This is a genomic window from Vibrio sp. KUL70, from assembly GCF_059725515.1.
On sequence record NZ_AP045834.1, the window covers coordinates 35,471 to 51,712 of the forward strand.

The window sequence follows — 16,242 nt, forward strand, 5'->3', positions numbered from 1 at the left end:
TTTAATCGCAGTGGAGATGTCGCCTGTGGCGTATAAAAAAAGGTCACCGAAGTGACCTTTTTGCGATTAACGTGAAACTTGAGGTTAGTTGTTGTCCGCTAACTCTCGGTGTGCCGCTTTCGCTTCATCGACACGTGCTAGTTTCTCTAGGTCTTTATCTTCAACAAAAACCGGTAGTGGTTTGTGTTTCTCTGCTAGGTAGCTGTAGATCACAGGCAGCACGAATAGCGTGAAGATAGTACCAATTGCTAGACCAGCAACGATAACAATACCGATACTGAAACGTTGAGCAGCACCTGCACCACTTGCGTACATCAGTGGGATAAGACCTGCGATCATCGCTGCAGTGGTCATCAGGATAGGACGTAGACGAACCTTCGCCGCTTCCATTACTGCTTCAATACGTGATTTCTTGTTGTGCAGTTGCTCTTCTTTTGCCACCTCACAGATCAAGATACCGTGCTTGGTAATCAGACCAACCAGTGTGATCAAACCTACTTGTGAGTAGATGTTCATGGTTGCTGCACCCCACGCAAGGGCAATCAATGCACCACAGATCGCCAGTGGTACCGAAACCATGATAACCAGTGGATCTTTCACCGACTCGAACTGAATCGCCAGTACTAGGAAGATGATCGCCAGTGCTAGACCAAATGTTGCGTATAGCGCGCTACCTTCGGTTACGTATTGGCGCGCCTCACCCATGTAGTCATGGTTGTAGCCACTTGGTAGTTTGGTCTCTGCAATGTTCTCAAACCATGCAATCGCATCACCCATCGCAGCGCCTGGAGCAGGTACGGCACCAATCGTTGCTGAGTTCAGTTGGTTGAAGTGAGGAAGAGAGCGAGGCTCAGCCACCACATCAATAGTAATCAAACTGCCCAGAGGAACGGCTTTGCCATCAGCTGCACGCACGTAGTAGTTGTTCATCGATTCCGGGTTTAGACGGAACTTACGCTCAACCTGTGGGATAACCTCGTACGAACGACCATTGAGGTCGATACGGTTTACGTAACCATCGGACATCATAGTACCTAGCGTGATACCGATATCTTGCATGGTCACGCCGTAAGCACCCGCTTTGTCTTTGTCGATATTGATCTTCATGGTCGCTGAGTCGTAGTTCAGATCAAGATCTGAGTAAACGAATAGCGGGTTTGAAGATACTTCTGCCAGAATGTCTGTTGTGATCTGGAAAAGGCTCTCAAAGCTGTTTGGTGTTGTAATAACAAACTGAATTGGAAGACCTGAACCTGCACCTGGAAGTTCTGGCATTTGGAACGCCGTTACTGCCATTCCTGGAACATCTTTAACTAATTCACCTACACGGTTAGCAACGTCAGACTGACTGGTTTCACGCTCACTCCAAGGCACCATAGATGCGATACCGAAGGCTTGGTTTGCGTTTGGCACACCAGTAAACACCTGAGCGTACGCTACTTCTGGTTGATCAGATAGAATCGTGTTGACGTCATTCATGGTGTTTTGCATGAAATCTAGGTTCGCATTCGACGGTGCGGTACCCATCAGCATGATTACACCTTTATCCTCAGATGGCGCGAGCTCACTCGGGATAAATTTGAACAGCATTGGCAGGCTTGCAAATACGATGATAGCGAAACCAATGAACACTGGACGATGCTGCATAACAGCACCAAGCATGCGCTCATAACGGTTAGTCATACCATCAAGAACACTGTGCACCTTCTGCTCAAACTTACTTGGCTCAGCGTGAGCTTTAAGCATCTTTGAACACATCATAGGAGAAAGTGTTAGTGCCACAATGCCCGATACAAATACTGAACCGGCAAGTGTTAGTGCAAACTCTTTAAATAGTGAGCCCGTAATACCACCCATCATCGCGATTGGCGCGTATACCGCACCTAGCGTCAGTGTCATTGCAATAACTGGAACCGCGATTTCACGAGTACCAATGATCGCTGCACGGAATGGCGATTCACCAAGCTTGATGTGACGGTCGACGTTCTCAAGAACAACGATCGCATCATCTACCACCAGACCGATAGCGAGTACCATTGCCAGTAGCGTCATCAGGTTCCATGAGAAACCCATCGCCTGCATTACCATTGCCACACCGATTAGAGACAGTGGAATAGTAACGATTGGAATCAGTACTGCACGGAACGAACCTAAGAATAGTGTAATCACGACCAATACAATTAAAGCTGCTTCAAGAATGGTTTTCATAACTTCTTGAATAGATTCATTGATTGCAATGGTCGAGTCATACATCACGTTCATCGAGATGTTGCTTGGTAGGTTCTTCTCTAGTTGAGGAAGAAGCTCAAGTACATCTGCTGCAATGTTGATCGGGTTTGCACTTGGTGCTGCGTTAATCGCTGCAACAACCGCTTCCTGACCGTTGGCACTTGCTCGGTAAACATCGTGGCTTTTCTCTAGAGAAACCTTAGCAATGTCAGATAGACGGATAATTTCGCCTTCGCCGCTTCGTACTACAAGGTTTTCTAGCTCTTCCGTATTCGAAACCTGCGTGTCGGCACTACCGTTGTAAAGTACGAACTCACCCGTCGCTTGGCCTGTCGCTGATTGGTAGTTGTTAGCGTTCAATACCGTCATCACATCGCTAGCAGTGAGGTCAACTGCTGCCATTTTTGACGGGTCTAGCCATACGCGAAGGGCGTATTTCATACCACCGTATAGGTCAACCTTCGATACACCGTTTACCGTAAATAGCTGCGGGTTGATTACACGCTCTAGGTAGTCGGTAATCTGGCTCGAAGCCAATTCATCACTGGTAAAGCCAATGTACAGTACCGCCGTTGTCGAACCCGTAGACATGGTTACAGTTGGATCTTCTGCCTCTTTTGGAAGCTGAGAACGAACCGAGTTTGTCTTGGCCAATATGTCCGATAGAGCGGCATTTGGATCTGTGTTCAACTTCATGTTTACGGTAATGGTAGAGCTACCAAGAACCGAAGATGAAGTCATATAGTCGATGTTATCCGCCTGGGCAACTGCTTGCTCAAGAGGTTGAGTAATAAAACCTTGGATAAGATCGGCACTCGCACCGTAGTAACTTGTGGTAACGGTTACTACGGTATTCGTCATTTCTGGGTATTCACGCACCTGCATCTTGAAGATTGCTTGTAAACCAAGCAGTGCTATCAAAAAGCTGATGGATACCGCTAGAACTGGACGTTTAATGAAAACATCAGTAAAGCGCATTGTGACTCCAATTATAACTGAGGTGTTTCAGAAGGTGGTGTGATTGCATCACTCTCAACAACTCTCACCTTGGCACCATTACTTAGACGAACTTGACCTGAAGTCACGACCACATCACCCGCTTTTACACCTTCTAGGATGTGTGCGATGTCTGTAGTACGTTCACCTACTTTTACTACGTGTTGTGTAACGCGTTTCACGCCATCTTCTTCAGTCAAGATGTAAACATTGTCACCGTATAGAGTGAAAGTGATCGCTGTTTGAGGCAGCGCAACTTGGTTCTCTAGAGTCGGTAGAATGATGTTGGCACGAGCGAACATACCGCTACGTAGCTTGCCATCACTGTTTGGAATGTCGGCTTGAACTTGAATCAAACCACTTTGCACGCTTACTGCTGGTTCAATAGCACTAATAGAGCCTTCAAACGGTGTCTCTGGGTAAGCATCAACAAAGATATCGACCGCTTGGCCGACATTGATGCGAGAGATGTCCGTTTGAGAAACCGTAAAGCGCAGGCGCATCACACTGGTGTCTTCTAAACGAACGATATCCGTACCAGATTGAAGGTATTGACCTAGGTACACATTACGAATACCCACAGTACCGTCAAAGGGTGCGCGAATTTCACGACGAGCGATCGAAGCTTTTAGGCTCTCAATATCAGCAGATAAAGAGAAGTAGTTTGCTTCTGCTTCATCGTAGGCTTCTTTTGAAATAGAACCTTTTTTGAATAGGCCTTGGTAACGCTTGTACTTAGCTTGTGCAGCAGGTAGTCGCGCTTGAGAGCTTTTAAGATTTGCTTTCTCAACGTCAGAATCTAGACGCACTAATAGTTGATCGCTCTTAACTTCGGTACCCGACTCAAAAGAAATTTGATCGATAACACCACTGGTTTCATTCGCCAGTGTTACACCTTGGTTTGGCTCGATGAAACCGATAGCCTCGATTACTGGAACCCAGTCGATCGGCTGAACGTCAGTTACCGTTACTGGGAACTCAGGTTCAGGTCGGTTTGCCATGTATTCAGCAATTTTTTGTTGTTTGAACATGTTGAACCCAATAACGCTGCCAAAAAGAAGCACAGCAATGAGTAACATGAAGAAAGTCCACTTTTTCATTATGGTCAAAACTCCGATCAGTGTTGAATTATCGCATCCCAGCTCGCTTCAATGGCAGCTTCTAAAGCCTTATCATCGAGTTGGTAAAAACCTAAAGAATGCTTGCGGGCGAGTGACACACTTGCCGCTAAGCTCAGTCCACTTAATACTTGATTATCAAGTGGTTTAAATAGCCCTTGCTCTTTGCCTTCATCAAACAACAGCTCAACTTGGGCAAACATTTTTCTTTCTAGTTCCCTGAAAGTTTTGCTATTTGTTACAGGTAAAGAGTCGTATTGAACGCGGTTTTTTATCGCCGCTATGTCGGTACCAGCCAGGTTCCATATGTTGAGCCACATGGTTCTGTAACGCTGCTTAATCGGCTCTGAGTCATCGACTCCGGATTGAACCGCTTGTGCGATACGTTGAGTAACCTGAATGCGCACCTCTTCAATTAAGTGCTCTTTATCATCGAAATAGCGATATATCGTGCCTGCAGCTACACCGGCTTCCTTCGCTAACTTCTGCATCGAAAGGCCTTGAAAGCCCTCTTCTGCAATCAGTCGTTCAGCAGCAGATAGAATCTGTAAGCGCTTATCTTGAGACGTATGATTACTCATAATCTTATCACTAATGAATGAACGTTCATTCATTATAGCTCAAGAACCATCCACTTATGCAAGTAAGTTTTGTACAAGTAGCGTAAAAATCTTGTACAAGAGAGCGTAGCATTCATAACATTGCAGCATTATTATAGGCGGAAATTCCAATTGACCCCTGAGATGACATCGAGAATCTAATGAGACTGAACCCAAGACAAGACGAAGCCGTGAAGTACGTATCAGGCCCCTGCTTAGTGTTAGCGGGCGCAGGATCGGGCAAAACACGAGTTATCACCAACAAGATTGCTTACTTGGTTCAGGAGTGTGGCTACAAGGCGCGAAACATTGCAGCTGTGACCTTCACCAACAAAGCGGCTCGTGAAATGAAAGAGCGTGTTGGACAGACATTAGGTAAGAATGAATCTAAGGGGCTGATCGTTTCGACCTTCCACACCATGGGTTTGAACATCATCCGCCGAGAATATAAGGCGCTTGGTTTAAAAGCAGGCTTTTCACTGTTTGATGATCAAGACCAGCTCGCTCTACTCAAAGAGCTAACGGAAAAGCAGATCGATGGTGATAAGGACCTGCTGCGTCAGCTATTGAGCACCATCTCAAACTGGAAAAATGACATGCTCACGCCAGATCAAGCGAAAGCGCGTGCCAAAGGTGAGCAAGAGCAGCTCTTTGCTTTCTGTTTTGAAATGTATCAAAAGCAGATGAAAGCGTATAACGCGCTTGATTTTGATGATCTGATTGCAATGCCGGTATTACTGCTGAAGACCAATCAAGAAGTGCGTGAGCGTTGGCAATCTCGCATTCGTTATTTATTGGTCGATGAGTACCAAGATACCAACACCAGTCAGTATGAGTTAGTGCGTCTGTTAGTCGGCGAACGAGGTCGCTTGACCGTGGTAGGTGATGATGACCAATCGATCTACTCATGGCGTGGCGCGAAACCACAAAACTTGGTGCTCTTGGGTGAAGACTACCCGAATCTACGTTTAATTAAATTGGAACAGAACTACCGCTCAACCAGTCGTATCCTGCGAGCGGCTAACATCCTGATCGCCAATAACCCTCACGTGTATGAAAAGTCACTTTTCTCTGAGATCCCAGACGGTGAAAAGCTCAAGGTACTCAACGCTAAGAATGAAGATCATGAAGCGGAGCGCATAACCGGTGAAATCATCGCACACAAATTCTTAAATCGTACCGAATATAAAGATTATGCGGTGCTCTATCGTGGTAACCACCAATCGCGCCTGATTGAAAAAGCTCTGATGCAAAACCGTATCCCTTATAAAATCTCAGGTGGCACCTCTTTCTTTGCACGTGCAGAGATTAAAGACATTATGGCTTACCTACGTGTATTGGTGAATCCAGATGATGACAACGCGTTCTTGCGTATTGTGAATACCCCGCGCCGTGAGATTGGTCCGGTGACACTCGAGAAGCTGGGTAGCTACGCCAACATGCGTGGTAAGAGCTTGTTTGAGGCGAGCTTTGAGATGGGCTTGGAGCAGACACTGACAGGTCGAGGGTTAGAGAACCTGCGCCGCTTCACCGATTGGATTGTTCGTATCTCAGATAATGCAGAGCGTGGTAATACGGTTGATGCCGTTCGCTCTTTAGTTCGCGACATTAACTACGAAGATTGGTTATACGAAACGTCAGCGAGTCCGAAAGCGGCAGAAATGCGCATGAAGAACGTCTCTGATCTCTATAGTTGGATTGTGGCTGACCTTGAGGGTGACAACTACGATAAAGAAGAGAAGACATTGAGAGAAGTGGTTCAGCGACTGACTCTGCGTGACATGATGGAGCGTGGTGAAGATGACGATGATGCTGACCAAGTTCAACTGATGACTTTGCACGCCTCTAAAGGTCTCGAGTTCCCATATGTCTACCTAATGGGCGCGGAAGAGGGAATTCTTCCTCACCAAACCAGTATTGATGAAGGTAATGTCGAAGAAGAGCGTCGATTGATGTACGTGGGTATTACCCGAGCTCAGAAAGAGCTGACCTTTACTAAATGTCGTGAGCGTCGTCAGTTTGGTGAATTGATTAAACCAACGCAGAGCCGCTTTTTAGATGAATTGCCACATGATGATGTGGAGTGGGAGACAGTGAAGAAGCCTCAGTCACAAGAAGAGCGCATGGAGAAAGGCCAAGCGCATATCGCCAATATCAGAGCGATGTTTAATAAGAAATAAGTCAGGAAAACAAAAAGGAGACCATGTGGTCTCCTTTTTAGAATTTTGGTTTGCTTACAGACCAGCGATCATGTGCTCGATAGCGTCTTTGATCTCTTCGTCTGAACAGTCCATACATGAGCCTTTCGCTGGCATCGCGTTGAAGCCGTTGATTGCGTGGTCCGCTAGGATATCTCGGCCTTGAGCAATACGAGGTGCCCAATCTGCAGCATCACCTGTTTTTGGTGCGCCACTTACGCCAGATGCGTGACAAGCAATACAAAAAGTACCGTAAACAGTTGCGCCATCACGAGGACCAGTAGGTTCTGCTGCAACAGGTTCGCTGCCCACTAGGTAAACTTGACCAACGGGCTTGATGCGCTCAGCAATAGCATCATGCTCAGCTTGGCTCAGTTCTGATGCGACCGCTGTCGTTGAAAAAGTCACTGCTGCGATGACAAGGCTTAAAATTCGACGAGACATATCCATTAAACTCACTTTACATTCCCAAGGTAAGTACGTGCCTACCAATTATAGTGTTAGAGGGGTGTGTTGATTTAAGTTGCAAAAAGCGACTGTTAAATCAATGTAAATAATGGGTGATTATATCCCGATAAGTTGTTGCAATAAACAACAACTTATCGGCAATAGGGGGTTCTAGTACTCAAATAAGGGGTTTATCACATATTAACTGTCGAAAAAGAGAGCAAACGAGAAAAAAAATAAAAAAAGTACTAGACGACCTAGGGTGATATACGTATTATTCCACTCCGCCGACAGGGCATGCGCCTGTAGCTCAGCTGGATAGAGCGTTGGCCTCCGGAGCCAAAGGCCGAAGGTTCGAATCCTTTCAGGCGCGCCATCCGGACACTTGTTTCGACAAGTGAGAAATTGGCAAAAAGAAACAATGGTGGCTATAGCTCAGTTGGTAGAGCCCTGGATTGTGATTCCGGTGGTCGCGAGTTCGAATCTCGTTAGCCACCCCATTTTCTTTTAAGAATATCGGTAGCTTCGGCTCCCAGTTCTGATAAAATCGGAACAAAACATAAGTCGGTGAATAGCGCAGCTTGGTAGCGCATCTGGTTTGGGACCAGAGGGTCGGGGGTTCGAATCCCTCTTCACCGACCACTATTTCAATAATCGCTTCGGCGGTTATACAAAAAAATTAGTGGTGGCTATAGCTCAGTTGGTAGAGCCCTGGATTGTGATTCCGGTGGTCGCGAGTTCGAATCTCGTTAGCCACCCCATTAATTTTGTCGGTGAATAGCGCAGCTTGGTAGCGCATCTGGTTTGGGACCAGAGGGTCGGGGGTTCGAATCCCTCTTCACCGACCACTATAAGAAAGCCTCGTCAGAAATGACGGGGCTTTTTTACGTCTGTAATGTAGATAATTTTTGGACCAGAGGGGCGGGGGCTGGTACGCCAGTCCGATCGAATCCCTCTTCACCGACCACTATAAGAAAGCCTCAACTAGCCGTCCGCGTCAGAAATGACGGGGCTTTTTTTCATCTATCTTTCTCTGACATCCTCAATAAAGCTTCTATTATTACTTCCTAGTACTTCCCGTCTATCTCTATAAACAAATGAACGATCAGTGTTGTCTATTTATCATTTTTAAATGCACTTAAAAGCATATGAACACCATCAAGTGGATAGGGTTTGCCCTAATTCAATACTACGACGATTAATTTATTGAAGTGGTTGATGAAACTCTGCACCAATACTAAGCATTCTTGTCTTTTTGGGGCATTTTCATGATTGGGAGAATGTTGTTTTTCTTGGGTTGGTGAGGGATTTATCACCAAACCTTATTGAGACGATGTTTTGCTTATTGGGAAACTTTACTTAACCTTATTGAGGTTCAGGTTGGGAGAGTGTCTACGGTAATTTTTCTTTTCAAAGCTCTATGATCCCCCAAATATTACTGCCAGTTTTGAGTAGATCTTACTATCAATTCTGTAAATAAAACTTGGTTTAAACTTCTGTGTTTGTGATGTTATTTGGATTAAGTATCGGGTATTTTTACCAAACTTAGTTTATGTTTCTATAATGTTAATTGATTTTTGGAATAATTATTTACCTAAATTGACTAAAGGTAAAAAGTGCTTTAACGGTCAGGAAATCTTATACAAGTATATGTATAAAGGTGTTTGCTTGGCTTTTCTAATGCAAGATAAATGCTGAATTCTTCTTACTATATGCTTAACAACTGAATAATTATATGGTGTTTTTGCTTGCTTGACGTTTAATGTCGACTTTTTATCCTATTTTTGTTGCTTTTCTGTGAATTATTTGCCAAATTGTCAATCGTATAAAATATCAGAACATTATTCTGGTAAGAATGGATTCAATTTTGCAGACAGGGCAGAAAACTGCCAAAGCAGTAGAGGTCTGGTAATGTCACTTTTAGAAGTAAAAAATCTTCGTATCGAATACCCATCTCGTCATGGTGTGCACGCTGCGGTGAAATCGCTCTCGTTCAATATTGAGCGAGGAGAGATCGTGGGCGTAGTAGGGGAGTCTGGTGCTGGTAAGTCAACGGTTGGTAACGCGGTTATCGATCTACTGAGCCCTCCAGGTCGCATCGCGAGTGGTGAAGTCTTCTTAGATGGTGAGAAAGTATCAGGTTTATCACCTGAAGATATGCGCAAAGTACGCGGTTCAAAGATCGGGTTCATTTTCCAAGACCCGATGACATCTCTTAACCCTCTTTTCACCGTTGAGCAGCAACTGAAAGAAACGATCCACGCCAATATGAACGTTTCTGACGAAGAAGCGTATCAGCGCGCTCTGGATCTTATGAATCAGGTAGGCATTCCTCAACCTGAGAACCGTCTGAAACAGTACCCTCACCAATTCTCTGGCGGTATGCGTCAGCGTGTGGTTATCGCAATTGCACTGGCGGGTGAGCCAGATCTTATCATTGCTGATGAACCAACCACAGCACTGGATGTATCGATTCAAGACCAAATCCTAGGTCTGATTCGTGAGTTGTGTATCAAGAAGAATGTAGGTTGTATGTTGGTAACGCACGATATGGGTGTGGTTTCTAACGTAACCGATCGTGTCGCGGTAATGTACCGCGGTGACTTAGTTGAGTTTGGTCCAACGGCGCAAGTCCTTGGTACTCCTGAGCACCCATACACGCACAGCTTGATCTCTGCGGTTCCACGTTCGGATCGCAAACTTGATCGCTTCCCTCTGGTGAGCTACATCGAAGAAGCGCACGAGATGGAACCTCTGGATGTTAAAAACCACTGGTTGGGTCAAAGCCAAGATCACCGTGAATACACAGGTCCATTATTGAATGTGGAAAACGTAAACCTACGTTTTACCACTAAAGATTCGTTCTTTGAGAGTCGTCGTGAGTATGTCCAAGCTTCAAATAACGTGAGTTTTGAAGTGCATGAAGGGGAAACCTTTGGTCTTGTGGGTGAGTCAGGCTCAGGCAAATCAACAATTGCACGTGTGATTGCTGGTTTGTACGCACCAAACTCAGGCAAGGTCACCTTTGAAGGTGTTGATCTGACAGCCCTTAAGTCAGAGAAAGAGCGCCGTCCAATGCGTCGTCAGATGCAGATGGTGTTCCAAAACCCTTACACATCAATGAACCCTCGAATGAAGATATTCGACATCATTGCTGAGCCTATCCGTTTCCATAAGCTAACGCGTAACGAGAATGAAACGCGTCAGATCGTACACGATCTGTTAGATCACGTAGGTCTGGGTAAGATGGCGGGTGTTAAGTATCCACACGAATTCTCTGGTGGCCAGCGTCAGCGTATCTCTATCGCTCGTGCTCTGGCGACTCGTCCTCGTCTTCTGATCTGTGATGAACCAACGTCGGCACTGGATGTGTCGGTTCAAGCTCAAATCCTTAACCTACTAAAAGACCTACAGGATGAGCTAAACCTAACCATGCTGTTCATCAGTCACGATTTACCGGTTATTCGTCAGATGTGTGACCGCGTGGGTGTGATGCAGATGGGTACACTGCTTGAGGTTGCGCCGACCGAACAGTTGTTCCAATCACCTCAGCATGAGTACAGCAAACAATTGATTTCTTTAATGCCTGAGTTTACAGGCTTACGTGAAGAAAAAGCAGTGGCGAACGCCGCGGTATAAATGTAAGCGGGCGAGGTTGAGCCTGCTTTAAAAAATAAAACAGACGCAAATACAACAACTAGGGATCTGGATTCCCGCATGAAGGAGTTATGCAAATGAAAACCATGAAAAGCAAATTAGCAGTCGCTTTGATGGCAGCTGGCCTAAGCTTTAGTGCAGCAGCAGCAGATATTACCGTTGGCTACGCAGCTGACCCAGTATCACTTGACCCGCACGAGCAGCTGTCTGGTGGCACACTGCAAATGTCTCACATGGTGTTTGACCCTCTAGTACGTTTCACTCAAGAGATGGATTTTGAAGGCCGCCTGGCATCTAGCTGGGAGCGTGTTGATGAAACGACTTTCCGCTTTAACCTACGTAAGGGTGTGAAATTCCACTCTGGTAACGAACTAACAGCTGACGATGTTGTGTGGACTTTCGAGCGTCTACAAGCGTCTCCAGACTTTAAGTCTATCTTCGCACCGTATGAGAAGATGGTAAAAGTGGATGACTACACAGTTGAGCTAGTATCGAAAGCGGCTTACCCACTAGTACTACAAACAGCGACTTACATCTTCCCAATGGACAGCAAGTTCTACTCTGGTAAGACTGCGGATGGTAAAGATAAATCAGAGCTAGTGAAGCACGGTAACTCGTTCGCTTCAACGAACGTTTCTGGTACAGGTCCATTCATCGTTACTGAGCGTGAGCAGGGCGTAAAAGTTCAATTCAAACGTTTCAACGATTACTGGGACAAGGAGTCAAAAGGTAACGTTGATAACCTAACGCTAGTACCAATTAAAGAAGACGCAACGCGTGTAGCTGCACTTCTTTCTGGTGACGTAGACATGATTCACCCAGTAGCGCCAAACGACCACAAGCGTGTTAGCAACGCGAAAGGCATCGACCTTGTGACGCTACCTGGTACTCGTATCATCACGTTCCAAATGAACCAAAACAGCAACGAAGCTCTGAAAGATGTTCGCGTTCGTCAGGCGATTGTTCATGCAATCAACAACGAAGGTATCGTTAAGAAGATCATGAAAGGCTTCGCAACAGCCGCTGGTCAGCAAAGCCCAACAGGCTACGCAGGTCACAACGAGGAGCTAGTGCCACGTTACGATCTTAAGAAAGCAAAAGAGCTGATGAAAGAAGCGGGCTACGCAGATGGCTTCACGCTAACTATGATGGCACCAAACAACCGTTACGTGAACGATGCAAAAGTTGCTCAAGCATCTGCAGCAATGCTGTCTAAGATTGGCATCAAGGTTGACCTGAAGACAATGCCTAAAGCGCAATACTGGCCTGAGTTTGATCTATGTTCAGCAGACATGATGATGATCGGTTGGCACTCAGATACGGAAGATTCTGCGAACTTTAACGAGTTCCTAACCATGACTCGTAACGAAGAGACAGGTCGCGGTCAGTACAACTGTTCTGGTTACTCAAACCCAGAGATGGACGCAATCGTAGAAGCATCTAACACTGAAACGGATCCTGCTAAGCGTTCTCAAATGCTGAAAGGCGTTGAAGCGACACTTTACAACGACGCAGCATTCGTACCGCTACACTGGCAAAGTGAAGCGTGGGGCGCGAAGTCTAACGTTGGTGCGGCTGATATCGTTAACCCAATGGTGATGCCTTACTTCGGTGACCTAGTTGTAAAATAATCTAGCTTGCTAGATGCGAGAGCCTGTTGGTTCAGGCTCTCACTATTTAAGTTGTTCTATTAAGTTTCGGTATTTAGTCTTCCTTCAGTCTGGCTAGATACCTTTTTTAAGACTGAATATTTGTTGTCTGGTTACGGATTTAACTAGACAGTCATGGATAGATAAGGGGCAAGGAATGTTTACGTTTCTGGTCAAGCGCCTGTTTCAGGCACTGATAGTGATGTTTGTGATCAGTTTGGTGGCGTTTGCCATTCAGGATAACCTGGGCGACCCGTTACGTGAGTTGGTAGGTCAGTCTGTTTCAGAAGCGGAGCGTCAAGCGCTGCGTGATGAACTGGGCCTCAACGATCCCTTCATTACAAAATACACTCGCTTTGTAGGCGCAGCTCTACAGGGTGATCTTGGTACTTCGTACTTCTTTAAGCGTCCAGCTGTGGACGTTATTTTAGATAAGCTGGTAGCCACACTTGAGTTAGTGTTTGGTGCATCGCTTATCATTGTTTGTTTGTCGATCCCGCTTGGGGTTTACTCGGCGATTCACCCAAAAAGCTTCTTTACCAAGTTGGTGATGGCGGGCAGTAGTATCGGTATCTCGATTCCGGTGTTCTTAACGGCCATTATGCTAATGTATGTATTTTCTATTGAGCTTGGCTGGCTGCCTTCTTATGGGCGTGGTGAAACCGCCAACTGGCTTGGCTGGGAGTCTGGCTTCTTTACCTTAGATGGCCTTGCACACTTAGTTCTGCCAAGTATTGCGCTAGCTTCTATCATGTTGCCGCTATTCATTCGTTTGGTGCGTTCTGAAATGCTGGAAGTATTAAGCTCTGAATACATCAAGTTCGGTAAAGCGAAAGGCTTAGCACTGAACAAGATCTACTACCAACATGCGTTGAAAAACACAATGCTACCTGTACTAACGGTGGGTGGTGTTCAGATTGGTACTATGGTGGCTTACACCATTCTTACTGAAACCGTATTCCAGTGGCCGGGTACCGGTTTCCTATTCCTTGAAGCGATTAACCGAGTGGATACACCACTGATTACCGCATACGTTATTTTCGTTGGTCTGATTTTCGTCGTAACCAACACCATTGTTGACCTGCTATACGGCATTATTAACCCAACAGTGAACATTACAGGGAAAGGAGCATAATCATGGAACAATCAACAACAGCTCCATCTCGTTGGGAGCGCTTCAAGCAGTCAGACATTCTGTACTACTTCTTACGTGACAAAGTGGCGATGTTCAGCTTCGCTGTCTTTACCGCATTCTTAGTGATGGCTCTGGCTGCGCCGATTATCGCACCGACTGACCCATACGATGTGACGTCGATTGATATTATGGACTCTGAGCTACCGCCATCATGGATGGAAGATGGTGACGAGCGTTTCCTTCTAGGTACAGATGAGCAAGGTCGTGACATTTTATCAACCATGCTTTACGGCTCGCGTCTGTCGCTAACGATTGGTTTCTTGGCGGTCGGTCTTCAGCTAACACTGGGTATCATTATCGGTCTGTCAGCGGGTTACTTCGGTGGTCGTATCGATAGCTTCCTAATGCGTTTCGCTGATGTTCAGCTTTCGTTCTCTACTATGATGGTTGCGATCATTGTTTCCGCTATCTTTAAGGCGAGCTTTGGTAGTGATTTCTACGCTCAGTATGCAGTAGTGATGCTGGTGGTGATTATCGGTATTGCTGAATGGCCGCAGTATGCGCGTACGATTCGTGCGTCGGTATTGGCGGAGAAGAAGAAAGAGTATGTCGAAGCGGCACGTGTTATGGGCTTTAAAGCACCTCGCATTATGTTCCGTCACATTCTACCGAACTGCCTATCTCCAATTTTGGTTATCTCTACAGTACAGGTGGCAAATGCCATCATGTCAGAAGCGGCACTTTCTTTCCTAGGTCTTGGCCTTCCGGTAGATCAACCATCACTTGGCGCACTGATCAGTATCGGCTTCAACTACATCTTCTCTGGTGCATGGTGGATTACTGCCTTCCCAGGTGTGCTATTGGTAACGTTGGTACTGGTTATCAACCTGCTTGGTGACTGGTTACGTGATGTGTTTAACCCGAAAATTTATAAAGGTTGATCCCGAGCGATTGATTTTTAATAAAAAAGCTCACTAAACTAAGAGCCGTAAGTAATTACGGCTCTTTTTTTGCTTATAGTTTAGGAACTATGAGTTATTGATCTAGTCAATAATGTCTAAAATGGAATTCATTTATTATCGATATTAAGTCGGTGATAATTTTACCCCTGAGGGTTGAGTGATGGGTATGAAATTGACAATAAATGCAGTATGTCGAGGTTCTCGTAAAGGGTTAGGTTTAGCACTGTTCACAGTTGGTGCGTCATTGTCTGGTTATGTGAATGCAGAGTCGGTGCTTTGTGATGCGACTCAAGCCAGTGCAGATCAACTACCTCAGTTAGAAGCTTCTTGTCCAATCGGTAAAGGGATATGGGGGAGTAAAGCACCCAAAACTCATTCAGAAAGTAACCTTTTCTGGGTTCAGTGTGGCCTGCTCAATGACCCACTGCCGCTAAAGAAAGCGAAACCTATCTATAAAAATATCTCGACCAATGTATGGATGAAGCCAGAACAAGGTAACTACCGCTGCTTGATTGGCCCTTACTCCAATTATGCGGATGCACGTAAAGAGTTGCTTCAGGTTAGGAAGGTATCGGGCTACAAAGAAGCCTTTATCCGCATGGTTGATAAATCTCAATCAACTAATGTTGCACCACTGGCTGCCGCGACTGCAAAAGCGGATAAAATGACCGCTCCTAAAGCTCGAGTGGAAGCGCAACCTGTAGAGCGCACTGCGGCAAAAGCACCTGCGACGGCAGCGGTTGCCAAAGCTTCTGCGCCAGCACCTAAGGCTCCTGCTCCTAAAGCTGTAAGCAAACCTGTTTCTACTGGGTCGATGGCAATCCAATCTCTACCAGATAATTCGAAAAACAGCAGTGATACCGAGGTCGAGGTACGTTTAAGCGCTTCTGTTTCAGGTAAGACCTACGCTGTTCCTTACATTCTTGATGGTCAACAACAGTTTTATATGGAACAAGGCAAACCTTGGAGCCGTTTGGATTACGACCAAGCGCAAAAGACGTGCAATGGCTTAGGTATGGGGCTGTTGAGTGAAAAAGATTGGCAAACTATTTTGAACTCAAAAGTGATGGAGCAAAAAGATTGGCCAATGCATCTACCTTACTGGGGGGCACAGAAGAAAGGCCTCTTTACCAATGGCAATATTACTCAACTTAAAGGCTCATCACTTCTCAACGTGATGTGTGTGAAGTAGCCGGATACACCAAATAGACGAAAGCCCCGCGAGAGCGGGGCTTGTTCATATTCTATAGCT

At 45.8% G+C, this 16,242-nt stretch carries 10 protein-coding genes and 5 tRNA genes; 11 read left to right on the forward strand and 4 right to left on the reverse strand.

Annotation, left to right across the window (positions count from 1 at the left end; genetic code table 11):
• Positions 1 to 84: 84 nt before the first annotated feature.
• Genes AC6I7V_RS00160 through AC6I7V_RS00170 form a run of 3 tightly spaced genes read right to left on the reverse strand, consistent with a single transcriptional unit; the run spans position 85 to position 4,924 of the window.
• On the reverse strand, positions 85 to 3,207 hold the full coding sequence (locus AC6I7V_RS00160) for a multidrug efflux RND transporter permease subunit (protein WP_498011082.1): 3,123 nt from the start codon (positions 3,205 to 3,207) through the stop codon (positions 85 to 87).
• A gap of 11 nt (positions 3,208 to 3,218) precedes the next feature.
• On the reverse strand, positions 3,219 to 4,325 hold the full coding sequence (locus tag AC6I7V_RS00165; RefSeq protein ID WP_498011083.1) for an efflux RND transporter periplasmic adaptor subunit: 1,107 nt from the start codon (positions 4,323 to 4,325) through the stop codon (positions 3,219 to 3,221).
• Positions 4,326 to 4,342: 17 nt separating this feature from the next.
• On the reverse strand, positions 4,343 to 4,924 hold the full coding sequence (locus tag AC6I7V_RS00170; RefSeq protein WP_255229534.1) for a TetR/AcrR family transcriptional regulator: 582 nt from the start codon (positions 4,922 to 4,924) through the stop codon (positions 4,343 to 4,345).
• Between the two features lie 179 nt (positions 4,925 to 5,103).
• Here AC6I7V_RS00170 and rep point away from each other — a divergent pair, with 179 nt between their 5' ends.
• Positions 5,104 to 7,122, forward strand: coding sequence for a DNA helicase Rep (gene rep / locus AC6I7V_RS00175; RefSeq protein ID WP_255229533.1), 2,019 nt, complete (start codon positions 5,104 to 5,106; stop codon positions 7,120 to 7,122).
• 54 nt (positions 7,123 to 7,176) lie between these two features.
• Here rep and AC6I7V_RS00180 read toward each other — a convergent pair whose 3' ends face one another.
• Positions 7,177 to 7,590 (reverse strand): c-type cytochrome, encoded by a 414-nt coding sequence (locus AC6I7V_RS00180; RefSeq protein ID WP_255229532.1) that lies wholly within the window; start codon positions 7,588 to 7,590, stop codon positions 7,177 to 7,179.
• Between the two features lie 296 nt (positions 7,591 to 7,886).
• Here AC6I7V_RS00180 and AC6I7V_RS00185 point away from each other — a divergent pair.
• From AC6I7V_RS00185 to AC6I7V_RS00230, 10 genes are all read left to right on the forward strand, one after another.
• Positions 7,887 to 7,963: transfer RNA gene (locus tag AC6I7V_RS00185), tRNA-Arg, on the forward strand.
• A gap of 48 nt (positions 7,964 to 8,011) precedes the next feature.
• Positions 8,012 to 8,087 (forward strand) — tRNA-His (locus AC6I7V_RS00190).
• 65 nt (positions 8,088 to 8,152) lie between these two features.
• A tRNA-Pro gene (locus AC6I7V_RS00195) sits at positions 8,153 to 8,229 on the forward strand.
• A gap of 43 nt (positions 8,230 to 8,272) precedes the next feature.
• A tRNA-His gene (locus tag AC6I7V_RS00200) sits at positions 8,273 to 8,348 on the forward strand.
• A gap of 10 nt (positions 8,349 to 8,358) precedes the next feature.
• A tRNA-Pro gene (locus AC6I7V_RS00205) sits at positions 8,359 to 8,435 on the forward strand.
• 1,063 nt (positions 8,436 to 9,498) lie between these two features.
• Positions 9,499 to 11,226 carry a dipeptide ABC transporter ATP-binding protein gene (locus tag AC6I7V_RS00210; protein ID WP_261882328.1) on the forward strand — a complete coding sequence of 576 codons (1,728 nt, stop codon included), beginning with the start codon at positions 9,499 to 9,501 and terminating at the stop codon, positions 11,224 to 11,226.
• Positions 11,227 to 11,321: 95 nt separating this feature from the next.
• On the forward strand, positions 11,322 to 12,875 hold the full coding sequence (locus AC6I7V_RS00215; protein ID WP_498011084.1) for an ABC transporter substrate-binding protein: 1,554 nt from the start codon (positions 11,322 to 11,324) through the stop codon (positions 12,873 to 12,875).
• Between the two features lie 175 nt (positions 12,876 to 13,050).
• On the forward strand, positions 13,051 to 14,028 hold the full coding sequence (locus AC6I7V_RS00220) for an ABC transporter permease (protein ID WP_032551023.1): 978 nt from the start codon (positions 13,051 to 13,053) through the stop codon (positions 14,026 to 14,028).
• Between the two features lie 2 nt (positions 14,029 to 14,030).
• Positions 14,031 to 14,969, forward strand: a complete 939-nt coding sequence (locus tag AC6I7V_RS00225) for an ABC transporter permease (protein WP_255229529.1) — start codon at positions 14,031 to 14,033, stop codon at positions 14,967 to 14,969.
• 187 nt (positions 14,970 to 15,156) lie between these two features.
• Positions 15,157 to 16,182, forward strand: a complete 1,026-nt coding sequence (locus AC6I7V_RS00230) for an SPOR domain-containing protein (RefSeq protein ID WP_498011085.1) — start codon at positions 15,157 to 15,159, stop codon at positions 16,180 to 16,182.
• The last annotated feature ends 60 nt before the right edge of the window (positions 16,183 to 16,242 follow it).